Origin of the sequence: Micromonospora sp. NPDC049257 (assembly GCF_040678915.1) — a bacterium.
Taxonomy (GTDB): Bacteria; Actinomycetota; Actinomycetes; order Mycobacteriales; family Micromonosporaceae; genus Micromonospora; species Micromonospora antibiotica.
The window spans coordinates 365,055-377,572 of sequence record NZ_JBFAQU010000002.1 but is presented as its reverse complement, the minus strand read 5'-3'; the positions used below and the strand labels follow the sequence as shown (position 1 = coordinate 377,572).

The following is a 12,518-nucleotide window of genomic DNA, read 5'->3' as shown; positions in this document are numbered from 1 at the left end:
AGGCGCGGCACGGGTGGGCGCGGGGCGGGCAGGCGTTGTCCCCCGCGCAGAGGTGGACACACGGGCACGAGGCAGAGCCGGGTGGCACGGGCAGAGCCGGGTGGGCACGGAGCCGGCCGGTGGCAGGTGGCAGCCGGCGGGTGGCCGGTGGCCGGTGGCCGGGCGTACGACGGGGGTGTCAGCGGCCCCGGGTCTGGCGGAACGCGCGGCCCGGGGGCCGCATGTTCTTCGGGATCGCGCCCTTGGGCATCTGCGGGCGGGCGGTCAGCGCCTTGAGCCGCTTGTCGAGCGAGTTGACGTCCTTGCCGTTGAGGGTGCGCGGCAGCCGCATCAGGGTCATCCGCAGCTTGCGGATCGGCAGCTCACCCTCGCCCTGGCCGATCACGTAGTCGTGCAGCGGCGCGGAGCCGATCACCTTGGCCAGCCGGCGCTTCTCCTGGCCCAGCAGGCCACGGACCCGCTGCGGGTTGCCCTCGGCGAGCAGGATCACGCCGGGCCGACCGATCACCAGGTGCACCATGTCCATCTGGGTGGTGGAGCTGACCGCCGGGGTGACCCGCCAGTCGCCACGCATGCTCTCCATGATCTGCGCCGCCGCGCCGGGCTGCCCCTCGGCGGCGTTCATCATCGCCTTGTTGGACCGCAGGTTGAGCACGACGAGTAGGGCGAGCAGGGCGAACAGGATGCCGATCGGCAGCCACAGCCAGCCCCAGAGGATCACCGCGACCACGGTGAGCGCGAGCGGGATCAGCACCGCCCCGGCGGCCAGTGGCGCGAACCACCGGTCCTGCTTGGCGGTGAACTTGAACACCATCCCGATCTGCTTCAGCCGCTGGCCGAACGAGACCTTCTCCTGGGGCTTTGCCATGCCGCCGAGTCTAGTGGTCGCCGCCAGGACGGATGATCCCCGGCCGGTGGTCGGCGGTGGGCCGCGGTGTTCTCGGGTGGCGGGACCACCGCGAGCGGGGTCGATCCCCGGCCGACGGGGTCGGTCGGGCCGTGATCGACCGGGGCTGTTCCCGACGGTGGTCAGCCGGTGGGGGAGCGGTCCCCGGCCGGCGGCGCGGTGCGGGGGCGCGGGATGACCGGGGCGGCGCGGCCGGTGCCGCTCTGACCTGTGCCGGCGTGGCCGGCACCGTCGCTGCCGCCCTCCTCGTGGTAGTCCTCCTCCACGTTGACGGCCCAGACGTCGTGGTCGGTGCCGTCGAGGATGTTCTCCGCCGTCAGCATCGCGGTGAGCATCGAGTGGTCCTGGTTGTTGTACCGGTGCATGCCGTTGCGACCCACCGGGTGCACGTTCGGTACGGCCTCGGCCAGCCAGCGGCGGATCACCTCGACGGCCTCGCCGTAGCCCTCGTCGTAGACCGGGTAGGCCTTCGGCATCCGCACCACGTATCCGGTGGTGACCGAGCCGGGGCTGACCAGGCCGAGCCGCTCCAGCTCGGCGGTGCCGAAGGCGACCAGCTCCGGGTCGGGGGTCGACCACAGCTCGTCACCCTCGTTGACGAAATACTCCAGGCCGAGGCAGGTGCCGCCGTCACGGACCATCTCCGGCGACCAGGCGCCGAAGTTCTGGATCCGGCCGACCTTCACCCCCGGGGTGTGTACGTAGATCCAGTTGTCGGGGAAGCTGGCCTCGGCGGGCACCACCAGCGCCACGGTCAGGAAGTCCCGGTACCGCAGCAGGTCGGCGGCGTCGCGCACCGCCGCCGGGGCGGGTGGGTCCATCGCCCGGACCAGGGCCGAGATCGGCATGCTGGACACCACGTGGTCGGCGGAGATCCGTCGCTCACCGGCCGGGCCGTCGACGGTCACCGCGACCGCCCGGCCGTCCTCACGGTGCACGGTGCGTACCGCAGTCTCCAGCTCGACCGTCCCGCCGGCCTTGACCACCAGTTCGGCGCAGCGCTCCCACATCATCCCCGGGCCGAGCCGGGGGTAACGGAACTCCTCGATCAGGCTGGTCACGTCGTTGCCGCCCCGCTTGGGCAGCAGCGCCCCGCGGATCGCCGCACCGAGGGAGAGGTTGCGGATCCGCTGGGCCGCCCAGTCCGCCTGCAGCTCCGTCGCGGGAATGCCCCACACCTTCTCGGTGTACGTCTTGAACAACATCCGGTACAGCCGGGCCCCGAACCGGGCCGACACCCAACCCTCGAAGTGGGTCTGGTCGGCTGGCGGACGCACCCGCGCCCACAGGTACGACCCGACACACCGGGACGCCTCCAGCACCCCCAGGTTCTTCAGGGCGTTGCCGGCCCGCAGCGGATAGTCGAACAGCCGTCCCCGGTAGTGGATCCGGCTCATCCGGGGGCGCAGCAGGAAGTCGTCGTCGGAGAGCAACTCGTGCCAGAACGCCTCGACCCGGGACACCTTCGTGAAGAACCGGTGCCCGCCGATGTCGAACCGCCAGCCCTCCCGCTCCACGGTGCGGCTGATCCCGCCGACCACGTCGTCGGCCTCGACGACCTCCACCGGGGCGTGTCTACGGGTCAACTCGTACGCGGCGGTCAGGCCGGCCGGGCCGGCGCCGATAACAACCGTGTGCGGCTGCGCCATTAAAGACACCACCATCGATGATTTGAGGGTCGGGGCTGGCGGAATCTAACACGATCTCGCCCTGCTCGGGGAGTGCCCACGGGTCGACCCGGATCATCGGTTGGCTGCCCCTTGCGGGCGTCGCCGACGTCTGGGAAGATCGACACACTCGAATGCCCGGCGGTCGCCGCCGTGGCCGGTGGAATCCTGGGGCGTGGCCCGGTGGCGTCCCGGGTCAGCCGACCGTGACCGTGGCGTCCTGACGGGCCGTCAGGGCCTGCTGGTAGAGCCGCCCCGCCCGGTACGACGAGCGCACCAGCGGCCCGCTCATCACCCCGGCGAAGCCGATCTCCTCGGCCTCCTCGCGCAGCTCGACGAACTCCTCCGGCTTGACCCAACGGGTCACCGGGTGGTGCCGGGGGGTGGGGCGCAGGTACTGGGTGATGGTGATCAGCTCGCAGCCGGCCTCGTGCAGGTCGCGCAGCGCCTGGGAGACCTCGGCCCGCTCCTCGCCCATGCCCAGGATCAGGTTGCTCTTGGTGACCAGACCGGCGGCGCGGGCCTGCCGGATCACGTCGAGCGAACGCTCGTAGCGGAACGCCGGACGGATCCGCTTGAAGATCCGGGGCACCGTCTCGACGTTGTGCGCCAGCACCTCCGGCCGGGCACCGAACACCTCGGCGAGCTGCTCGGGGACCGCGTTGAAGTCGGGGATCAGCAGCTCGACGCCGCAGCCGGACCGCAACGCGTGGATCTGCCGGACGGTCTCGGCGTACAACCACGCGCCGCCGTCGGGCAGGTCGTCCCGGGCCACACCGGTGATGGTGGCGTAGCGCAGCCCCATCGTGGCGACCGACTCGGCGACCCGGCGGGGCTCGTCGGCGTCGAACTCGGCCGGCTTGCCCGTGTCGATCTGGCAGAAGTCGCAGCGCCGGGTGCACTGGTCGCCGCCGATGAGGAAGGTGGCCTCCCGGTCCTCCCAGCACTCGTAGATGTTGGGACAGCCGGCCTCCTGGCAGACGGTGTGCAGTCCCTCGCGGGAGACCAGTCCGCGTAGCTCGGTGTACTCCGGCCCCATCTTGGCCTTGACTTTGATCCACGGCGGTTTGCGCTCGATCGGCGTCTCGGCGTTGCGCGCCTCGATCCGCAGCATCCGTCGCCCCTCGGGGGCGACCGTCGCGGAGCGCGCTGCCTGCTGGGTCGTCGGCGCGGAGTGCTCGATCGTCACAAAACCGAGCCTACGCCCGACGGCGGCGATCGATGCACGTCGGGCGACCGGCGTCACGTCACCGGTCTTGTGACACCGGACACCGGCGGGCCGAAAAAGCCCGTTACAGCCGGGGGGAACGGGTGTTAGCGTGCCGGCAGAGCTGTGACGGAGCCGAGTACCGCCCCGATCCGCCAGTGCAGAGAGCCGCCGGTTTGCTGGAAGGCGGTCTGACGCCGGGGTGCGAAGACCCTCCCGAGCCGCGGGAAGAACGGCGCGTCCGCGCGCCCAGTAGACCCCGCCCGGCTGGCCCCGGTGAAAAGGCGACGAATGAGGCCCCCGCCACGGCGGGGGCGAAGGTGTGGTGGCACCGCGAGGTTCCCGCTCGCCCACACCTCCCGGGGATCGCGTTGCGATTGATCGAGGAGGTAACCGCCGTGCAACGCATCCTGTCCTCCCACCTGCCCACCTGCGTCGGCGAGACCGTGCGGGTCGCCGGGTGGGTGCACCGCCGCCGACTGTTGAAGTCGGTGGCCTTCCTGATCGTCCGGGACGCCGCCGGCCTGACCCAGGTGGTGGTCACCGACCCGGCCGTCCGGGCCGCCGTGACGGCACTGCCCGAGGAGACCGTGGTCGAGGTGGTCGGCACGGTCACCGCGAACGGCACCGCGCCCGCCGGGGTCGAGGTGACCCATCCGACGGTACGACCACTCGGCCCAGCCGCCGTGCCGCCGCCGTTCGACCTGTACCGGCCGGCGCTCACCGCGACCCTGCCCACCCAGCTCGACCACGCCCCGGTGGCGCTGCGGCACCCGACCCGCTCGGCGGCCCTGCGGATCTCGGCGGCGGCGGTGGCCGGCTTCCGGGCCACCCTGGACGCCCGTGACTTCGTGGAGGTGCACACCCCGAAGGTGGTCGCCACGTCCACCGAGAGCGGGGCGAACGTCTTCGCCCTCGACTGGTTCGGCCGGCCCGCCTACCTGGCCCAGTCGCCGCAGTTCTACAAGCAGCTCATGGTGGGCGTCTTCGAGCGGGTCTACGAGGTGGGGCCGGTGTTCCGGGCCGAACCGCACGACACCGTCCGGCACCTGGCCCAGTACACCTCGCTCGACGTCGAGTTGGGCTTCGTCGACGACCACCGGGACGTGATGGCGGTGCTGCGGGACACCCTCGCGGGGATGCTCGCCGAGGTGGCCCGGCGGGCCGGCGGCGCGGTGGCGACCCTGGGGCTGACCCTGCCCGACGTGCCGGTCGAGATCCCGGCCGTGCACTTCACCGAGGCGCTGCGGATCGCCGGCGCACCCGCCGACGAACCCGACCTGGCCCCCGCCCACGAGCGGACACTGAGCGCGTGGGCCCGTGCCACCCACGGCTCGGACTTCCTCTTCGTCACCGGGTACCCGATGGCGAAGCGGCCGTTCTACACCCACCCCGACCCGACCCGGCCCGCGTACTCGAACGGCTTCGACCTGCTCTTTCGCGGGTTGGAGCTGGTCACCGGCGGGCAGCGGCTGCACCGCCACGCCGACTACCTGGCGGCGCTGGCGGTGCGCGGCGAGCCGGTCGAGCCGTACGCCGGGTACGTGGACGCGTTCCGGCACGGGATGCCGCCGCACGGCGGCTTCGCGATCGGCCTGGAACGCTTCGTGGCCCGGCTGGTCGGTGCGACGAACGTCCGGGAGGTCACCGCCTTTCCCCGCGACCTGCACCGGCTGGCCCCCTGAGCCGCCGGGTGTCCGCGCGACCGGCCTGCCGTGGGCCCTCACCGGGCGTCTGGGTACGCACTCTGGGTAGTGGTCTTGCTGAACTCGCTGTTGGTTGCTCTCCGTGATCGATGCGAGGTGTGGGCGGAGCTGATTTTTGCCGGGCAACAGCCCGCACCTCGCTGAACAGGAGCTTTGCTGCCACCTCTTCCTGTCCCACTTACCCGCTCATCCGCACTTTGCTCTGCTGCCATCGACGCGACGGTCACTCTCCGCATGTGGTGCATCCAGGGCAGCAGAGCAAAGTGTGCGAGTGAGGTAAGTGACGCCCGGCGGGGTCTTTACGCTGCGTAGCGGACGGAGAGGTGCTGTGGCGGCTGGAGCGGGACCCGGGACCGGAGCCCGGGACCGGAGCCCGGGAGCGGGGCCGGGCCGGGATCGGAACAGGTGGGGAATGCGGGGGCGGGACCGGGAGGTAGGACCTGGGCCCCGGCCCGGCGGATACCGGGCCCGGTGGAGCTGCGGCGGCTCGACGGAGGCAGCGGGGCAGCGGTGTCAGGCCGGGCCGAGCAGGTCCCAGCGGTTGCCGGCGATGTCCCGGAACACCGCCACCCGACCGTACGGTTCGGTGCGCGGCTGCTTCACGAACTCCACGCCGGCGTCGACCATTCGCCGGTGGACGGCGTCGAAGTCGTCGACCTGGAGGAAGAACCCGACCCGGCCGGCCACCTGGTCACCGACCACCGCCTCCTGCCGTTCCCCGTCGGCGCGGGCCAGCAGGATGCCGGTCTGCGCGCCGGGCGGGCGGACCACCACCCACCGCTTCGGGCGGCCGTCGTTGGTCAGCGACGGCTCGTCCTCGACCAGTTCGAAACCGAGGATCCCGGTGAAGAACGCGATGGCCGGGTCGTAGTCGGCGACGACGACGGTGACGAGGTCGATCCGCACCCGCTCAGCCGAGCAGGGTGGGCAGGTGCCGCTCCACCACGGGCAGCACCTCGGCCACCGTCACGGGGCGGCCCAGCTCGGCGGTGAGCGAGGTGGTGCCGGCGTCGGCGATGCCGCAGGGCACGATCCGGTCGTAGTACGACAGGTCGCAGTCGCAGTTGATCGCGAAGCCGTGCTGGGTGACGCCCCGGGCGACCCGGATGCCGATGGCGGCCACCTTGCGGGCCGGGCCCCGGTCGTCGTCGGGCACCCAGACGCCACTGCGCCCCTCGACCCGGCCGGCGGTCAGCCCGAACTCGGCGCAGACGTCGATCAGCAACTGCTCGGTGCGGCGGACGTAGGCGACCACGTCGACCGGGTCGGGCAGCCGGACGATGGGATAGCCGACGAGCTGCCCCGGACCGTGCCAGGTGATCTTGCCGCCCCGGTCGACGTCGACCACCGGGGTGCCGTCCATGGGCCGGTCCCAGGGCTCGGTGCGCTTGCCGGCGGTGTAGACGCTCGGGTGTTCCAGCAGCAGCACGGTGTCGCCACGCTCACCGGCCACCACCTCGGCGTGCAGCCGCCGCTGCTCGTCCCACGCGGTCGGGTAGTCGACCACACCGGCCCGGACGGCGGTCACCCCGGAAGTCGTCACGCTCACCCCGCCACCCTAGCCCCGCCCGCCCGCGCTCCGCCCCGTGAGCCTCGTCGCCCCACCCCGCGTGACCCCAGGCGCTGGGCGTGACCCCGCGCGTCCGGGCGTGGACCTGTGCCGTGGGCGTGACCGGTCAGGGGGACCGTCAGGCGGCGGGGACCGTCCAGAGCCACACGTCGTCCACCCGGCGGGGCTCGCCGAGCAGGGCGGTGGCGGTGCGGCGCAGGGCGTCCTCGTCGAGGTCGTACTTGGCCCCGTGCACCTCGTCGGGCAGGACGACCGCCTCGACCCCCCAGTACCGCAGGTCCGCCCGGGACAGGCGGATGCTGCCCTCGGTGACGATCGGCACCAGCCCGGTCCGGCCGGCCTGGTCCATCAGCGTGTCGAAGGTGCGCGGCGGCGGCCCGATCCGCCCCCGCCCGTCGGGGCCGCCCGGGCCGAGGAAGAAGCCGGCGGGCAGCCGGAACTCACCCTGCCGGTGGGACAGGGCGTACGCCTGCCAGCGCTGCCCGTCGGGGGTCACGTCCAGGGTCAGCGGGATCGGGGTGAGCACCCCGCCCGGTGAGACGTACTCCCGCCAGGTGCCGGCGGTGACGAACTCCGGCACCGGCGGGCGGACGCTGGTCAGCAGCGGGGTCGGCAGCAGCGGCAGCAGCGCCGCCGCGAAACCCACCCCCCACAACCAGGCCGCCGTGCGACCCGGTGGCGTCGCCCGCAGCCGGTCGACGGTGTACGCCAGCAGCACCCCGATGACCGGGGCGACCACCAGGGCCAGCCGGGACGGCAGGGCGGCGTTGACCACCGGCAGGTCGTCCAGCACCCCGAAAGGCAGCAGTTGGCCGGTACGGCTCCCGTTCCACTTCGCCACCGGCCCCCAGGACAGCACCGCGAACACCACGGCGGTCACCCCGAGCGCGGTCAGCGTGGCCTGCCGGCCGGGGCTGGCCCGACGCCACAGCCACCCGAAGCAGACCACGGTGAGCAGCAGCAGCGGCACCCCGAAGAAGCTGTTCTCCTCGGTCGGGTTGGGCGCCAGCGTGGTGTCCCAGCCCAGCGCCCCGGCCACCGACCGGCTCGGGTACGCCCCGAACGCGGCGATGTCCTCGGCGTGGATGACCGGGTCGAAGCCGGTGCCGTGGAACCGTTGCGGCCCGGCGAAGTGCAACCACAGCGGGTACGCCAGCAGCACCCCGGCGACCAGCGCGGTCACCGCCAACCCGCGCAGGAGGTCCGGCAACGCGGCGCGGGCCTGCGCCCGGCGGGCCGGGTGCAGCGCCCAGACGGCGAGGAAGACGGCGACTGCCAGCGCGGTGAAGAACAACCCCTCGGCGGCGATCGAGAAGGCCACCGCGACCAGCACCCCTAGCACCAGCCCGCCCCGCAACCAACGGCCCGGCCGGCGCAGCGCGAACACCCCGGCCACCAGCAGCGGCACCAACCAGCCGGCGGTCCAGTTCAGGTGGGCGTTGGCGTGCGCGACCATGCCGGGGGAGTAGGCGACGAACAGCGCCCCGACGCCCGCCGCGAGCCGACTGGCGACCAGGTGCCGGGAGAGCAACCAGTACCAGGCCAGCGCGGTGGCGGCGAGGTTGAGGGTGAGGATCACCAGGAACGTCGCCGGCGGCCCGATCAGGTACGTCAGCGGTGCGAAGACCACCGCGTACACGGTGATCGAGGTGTTGACGGCGAGGTTCACCCCGTCCGGCACGTTGAGCAGATGGGTGAAGAGCGGGTTCTCCCCGTGCGTGACCGCGTGCCCGCCGAAGGCGAGCAACCACTCGAAGAGTGCCTGGTCGCTGGAGTTCACGGTGATCGCCCGCTGGTTCGGGTCGCGCCACAGGCCGCTGGTCACCCAGACCGCCAGCGCCACCGCGACGACCAGCATGATCAGGTCGGCCCGCCGACCCCGGGCGGTGTCCGGGGCGGCGGTGGGTGGCTGGTCGGCGGCCAGGGTCGGGGAAGTCGGCACGGAGCGGACGTTACCAACCGGAACTGGACCGACCGGTCGGACCCGCGACCCCGACCCGGCGGGTCAGTCGTGCAGGGCGGCGTGCAGCGCGGCGGGCAGCTCGGGGTGGGTCCAGGGGAAACCGGCCCGGGTGAGCACGGCGGGCAGGACCCGGGTGCTGGTCAGCGCCTCCTGGGCGAAGCCGCCCAGGGCGACCTTCAGGGCGAGCGCCGGAATCGGGACGATCGCCGGCCGGTGCAGTTGGCGGGCGAACTCCCGGGTGAACTCGGCGTTGGTGACCGGGTGCGGGCCGACCACGTTGACCGCGCCGGCGACCTCCCCGGCGGTCAGCAGGTACACCGTGGCGTCCAGCCAGTCCAACAGTGAGATCCACGGCAGCCACTGCCGCCCACTGCCGAGCCGGCCGGCGATGCCCAGTTTGAACGGCAGCAGTTGCGGCTTGAGCAGCCCTCCGTCGCGGTGCAGCGGCAGGCCCGTCCGCAGCCGCACCACCCGTACCCCGGCGTCCTCGGCGGGCCGGGTCGCCGCCTCCCAGACCCGGCACACGTCGGCGAGGAACCCCTCACCTGCGGGGGCGTCCTCCTCGACCACCCGGTCGCCGGTGTTGCCGTACCAGCCGACCGCCGAGGAGTTGAGCAGCACCCGGGGCCGGTCCGCCGCCGGTAGCCCGGCGATCGTCACGGCCAGCGTGGTGGTGCTGTCCACCCGGCTGGACCGGATCACCCGGCGGTAGTCGTCGGTCCACCGCTTGTCGCCGACCCCGGCCCCGGCCAGGTTGACCACCGCGTCGGCCGCGGCCACCACGGCCGGGTCGAGCTGCCCGGCGGCCGGGTCCCACCGCTGTTCGTCGGGGGTACGCGGCGAGCGCCGGACCAGCCGGGTGACCTGGTGCCCGTCGCCGGTGAGCCGGTCGACCAGCCGGGTGCCGAGGAAGCCGGACACGCCGGCCATCAGGATCCGCATACCCCCATCTTCGGGCACGCGCCCCCGACCGGATGCGCCGACCACCAACCCCCCAACCCCCGCCCCCGCCCGCCTCGTCCCGGTGATCAAGAGGTTTGCGTCAAGATTGATCTTCAATTTGACCTGAACCTCTTGATCAACTGACCTGAACCTCTTGATCACCGGGGCCGGCCGGCGACCCGCCGAGGTGGGGTGGGGAAGTCGGGGCGGGCGGGCGGGTGGCGGGTGGCGGGTGGCGGGTGGGGTGCGCGGTGGCGGGACCTACCGGGTGGCGGGGGCGCCGGCGGGGGTCGGGCGCAGGTCGGCCAGGAGGCGCTCCACCTCGGCGAACGCGTCCGCCGGGAGGGGGCCGAGGGTGAGGGCGGCGAAGTTCTCCCGGGCCTGCGCCACCGTCCGGCACCCGGGGATCGGCAGCGTACGGGGGCTGCGGGCCAGCAGCCAGCCCAGCGCCCCCTGGGCGAGGGTACGGCCGTCCGAGGTCAACGCCGCCCGGATCGCCGCCACCCGGGCCGACCACTCGGGGGTGGGCCGGCCGTCGCGGAACCAGACCAGCCACTGCGGCGCCCGGCCCCGCACGTCGTCCGCGCCCAGCGTGCGGGTGGCCCCGGTGAGCAGGCCCATCGCCAGCGGTCCCCGGTTGAGGCTGGCCAGGTCGAAGGCGTCGCAGACGGCGAGCACCTCCGGGTTGTCGTTCAGCACCGACTCGTCGTGTTCGACGGCGACGCAGTGCGGCCCCGCCCCGGCGAACGCCCGCGCCGACCCCGGGTCGTCGGTGCTCCAGCCGTACCCGCGGATCTTGCCCTGGGTGACCAGGCCCTCCAGGGTGTCGACCAGGTCGAGCGCGGTGGACGCCGGCAGGTCGTTGAGGTGCAGCAGGTAGAGGTCCACGTGGTCGGTGCCGAGCCGACGCAGCGACCCCTCCAGGCTGGCCACCGCGTACGCCGGGCTGGCGTCCACGCCCAGTGCCCGCCGGGTCGCCTCGTCGCTGCGGTTGCCGAACTTGGTGACGATCACCGCCCGGTCCCGCAGGCCGGCGAGCGCCCGGCCGAGCACCCGCTCGCTGTGCCCGGCCCCGTAGTTGCTGGCTGTGTCGAAGAGGGTGACACCCAGGTCGAGGGCCTGGTGGATGGTGGCGACCGACTCGTCGTCGTCCACCTCACCCCAGCCGTACGGCTGACCGTCGTCGCCCCAGAGCGGGCCACCGATCGCCCAGCACCCCATGCCGATCGCGCCGACCTCGATTCCACTGCGGCCCAGAGTCCGTGTCGTCGTCATGCCGACCAGTGTTCAACCTGGAGCGCGCTCCAGGTCAAGCGATGGCCTCCGCCCCTCGGCGGACGCCCGGCGCCCGTGGGTGTTCCAGCCCCGGCATTCTCCGCTGTGCCCGCGGACCGGGACCTCACCCGTCCCGCGTCGGTGCGACGCCGGGCAGCCGGGACAGGACCGGGACGAGCGGTTCGAGGGCGTCCCGGCGTACCACGAAGCGGGTGACGCCCCAGCGACGCCGGTGGGCCGCGACCGCCGCGACGATCTCGTCCACCGTGCCGATCAACACGAACGGGGTGGCCAGCAGCTCGGCGACGGTCAGCCCGATCCGGCCGGCCTGTTCGGCGGCGGCGGCCTCGGCGTCGTCGGTGACCACCACCGTCTGCACCAGCGCCTCCACCGCGGGCGGGGTGTCCCGGCCGGCCGCGCCGGCGGCCACCTGGGCGAGCTGCGCCTCGATCTGGTCGGTCCGCCAACGCGCCTCGTGCCGGTGACCGTCGGCGAGGGTACGCCCGAAACCCGTCAACCCGACCACGTCGGCGTGCGCCCCGGCCCAGCGCAGCAGCGTCGAGTTGGCGGTGCCCATGGTCAGCGGGATGCGCTCCTGCACCGGCCGGGGCGAGGTCAGCCGGGCCTCCCGCGCCACCAGGTCGGGGGAGTCGACAGTCACCGGGGAACCGTCGAGCAGGGCACGCACCGCCTCGGCGACGGCCACACAGCGGCGTACCCGGCCGGCCACGTCGGGGCGTACCCGGCCGACGGCGGCCCACTCGGCGGGGGTGTGGCCGGCCCCGACACCGAGCCGGGCCCGCCCGCCGGAGACCAGGTCGAGGGTGGCCACGTCGCCGGCGAGCAGGATCGGCTCCCGCACCCCCAGATTCGACACGTACGAGCCGAGCCCGATCGTGGTGGTCACCGACGCGGCGGCGGCGAGCGCGACGAACGGGGACGTCACGTCGCCCGGGTGGTCGGCGGCGAGCAGGGCGTCGAAGCCGACCGTCTCGGCCCGGCGGGCGAGGTCGACCCAGCCCGCCGCGTCGGTCGGGGTGGCCTGGAGCGAGAAGACGGTCACCGGCCCAGCTTTGCCGTCGCGTGCCGTTCCGGCCAGCCCGCGACCCCGGATTCTGCCAACCGGAGAATCACCGCCCACGCTCCCGACGGTCCTACCGCGCGCCCCGGCCGGGTCTGCTGCGCGCCGGCCGGGTCTGTTGCGCCCTGGCCGGGTCTGTTGCGCCCTGGCCGGGTCTGTTGCGGCCTGGCCGGGTCTGTTGCGGCCTGGCCGGGTCTGAT

General features: G+C 73.3%; 10 protein-coding genes. 1 reads left to right on the top strand and 9 read right to left on the bottom strand.

Annotated features, from left to right (window positions below):
* Positions 1-178 precede the first annotated feature (178 nt).
* The 3 genes from AB0K25_RS05630 to lipA form a co-directional block, all read right to left on the bottom strand.
* Positions 179-868 (bottom strand): DUF4191 domain-containing protein, encoded by a 690-nt coding sequence (locus tag AB0K25_RS05630; RefSeq protein ID WP_208568760.1) that lies wholly within the window; start codon positions 866-868, stop codon positions 179-181.
* A 161-nt stretch (positions 869-1,029) separates the two neighbouring features.
* Complete coding sequence (locus AB0K25_RS05625; RefSeq protein ID WP_357535419.1) at positions 1,030-2,556, bottom strand: NAD(P)/FAD-dependent oxidoreductase; 1,527 nt, start codon at positions 2,554-2,556, stop codon at positions 1,030-1,032.
* 214 nt (positions 2,557-2,770) lie between these two features.
* Positions 2,771-3,820 (bottom strand): lipoyl synthase, encoded by a 1,050-nt coding sequence (lipA, locus tag AB0K25_RS05620; protein WP_357535417.1) that lies wholly within the window; start codon positions 3,818-3,820, stop codon positions 2,771-2,773.
* Between the two features lie 359 nt (positions 3,821-4,179).
* Between lipA and aspS the strand changes: the two genes are divergently transcribed.
* Positions 4,180-5,466 carry an aspartate--tRNA(Asn) ligase gene (gene aspS, locus AB0K25_RS05615; protein WP_363818849.1) on the top strand — a complete coding sequence of 429 codons (1,287 nt, stop codon included), beginning with the start codon at positions 4,180-4,182 and terminating at the stop codon, positions 5,464-5,466.
* Positions 5,467-6,000: 534 nt separating this feature from the next.
* On the opposite strand, the gene AB0K25_RS05610 is transcribed toward aspS, so the two are convergent.
* The 6 genes from AB0K25_RS05610 to AB0K25_RS05585 all read right to left on the bottom strand — a co-directional run bounded on the left by AB0K25_RS05610 (position 6,001) and on the right by AB0K25_RS05585 (position 12,300).
* Positions 6,001-6,393, bottom strand: a complete 393-nt coding sequence (locus AB0K25_RS05610) for a VOC family protein (RefSeq protein ID WP_357535415.1) — start codon at positions 6,391-6,393, stop codon at positions 6,001-6,003.
* A gap of 4 nt (positions 6,394-6,397) precedes the next feature.
* Positions 6,398-7,036 (bottom strand): lipoyl(octanoyl) transferase LipB, encoded by a 639-nt coding sequence (gene lipB, locus AB0K25_RS05605; RefSeq protein ID WP_208568756.1) that lies wholly within the window; start codon positions 7,034-7,036, stop codon positions 6,398-6,400.
* 139 nt (positions 7,037-7,175) lie between these two features.
* On the bottom strand, positions 7,176-8,999 hold the full coding sequence (locus tag AB0K25_RS05600) for a DUF2079 domain-containing protein (RefSeq protein ID WP_363818641.1): 1,824 nt from the start codon (positions 8,997-8,999) through the stop codon (positions 7,176-7,178).
* A 63-nt stretch (positions 9,000-9,062) separates the two neighbouring features.
* Entirely contained in the window at positions 9,063-9,962 is a 900-nt protein-coding gene (locus AB0K25_RS05595; protein ID WP_357535410.1) for a TIGR01777 family oxidoreductase, read from the bottom strand.
* A 261-nt stretch (positions 9,963-10,223) separates the two neighbouring features.
* A complete protein-coding gene (locus AB0K25_RS05590; protein ID WP_363818636.1) occupies positions 10,224-11,237 on the bottom strand; it encodes an aldo/keto reductase in 1,014 nt (337 codons plus the stop codon).
* A 124-nt stretch (positions 11,238-11,361) separates the two neighbouring features.
* On the bottom strand, positions 11,362-12,300 hold the full coding sequence (locus AB0K25_RS05585) for an LLM class flavin-dependent oxidoreductase (protein WP_363818633.1): 939 nt from the start codon (positions 12,298-12,300) through the stop codon (positions 11,362-11,364).
* Positions 12,301-12,518 lie beyond the last annotated feature (218 nt).

What these genes read in the sequence shown, in the direction of transcription:
- AB0K25_RS05625 (WP_357535419.1), bottom strand. Translation starts at nt 2,556, where the DNA reads ATGGCGCAGCCGCACACGGTTGTTATCGGCGCCGGCCCGGCCGGCCTG.
- AB0K25_RS05630 (WP_208568760.1), bottom strand. Translation starts at nt 868, where the DNA reads ATGGCAAAGCCCCAGGAGAAGGTCTCGTTCGGCCAGCGGCTGAAGCAG.
- AB0K25_RS05590 (WP_363818636.1), bottom strand. Translation starts at nt 11,237, where the DNA reads ATGACGACGACACGGACTCTGGGCCGCAGTGGAATCGAGGTCGGCGCG.
- AB0K25_RS05595 (WP_357535410.1), bottom strand. Translation starts at nt 9,962, where the DNA reads ATGCGGATCCTGATGGCCGGCGTGTCCGGCTTCCTCGGCACCCGGCTG.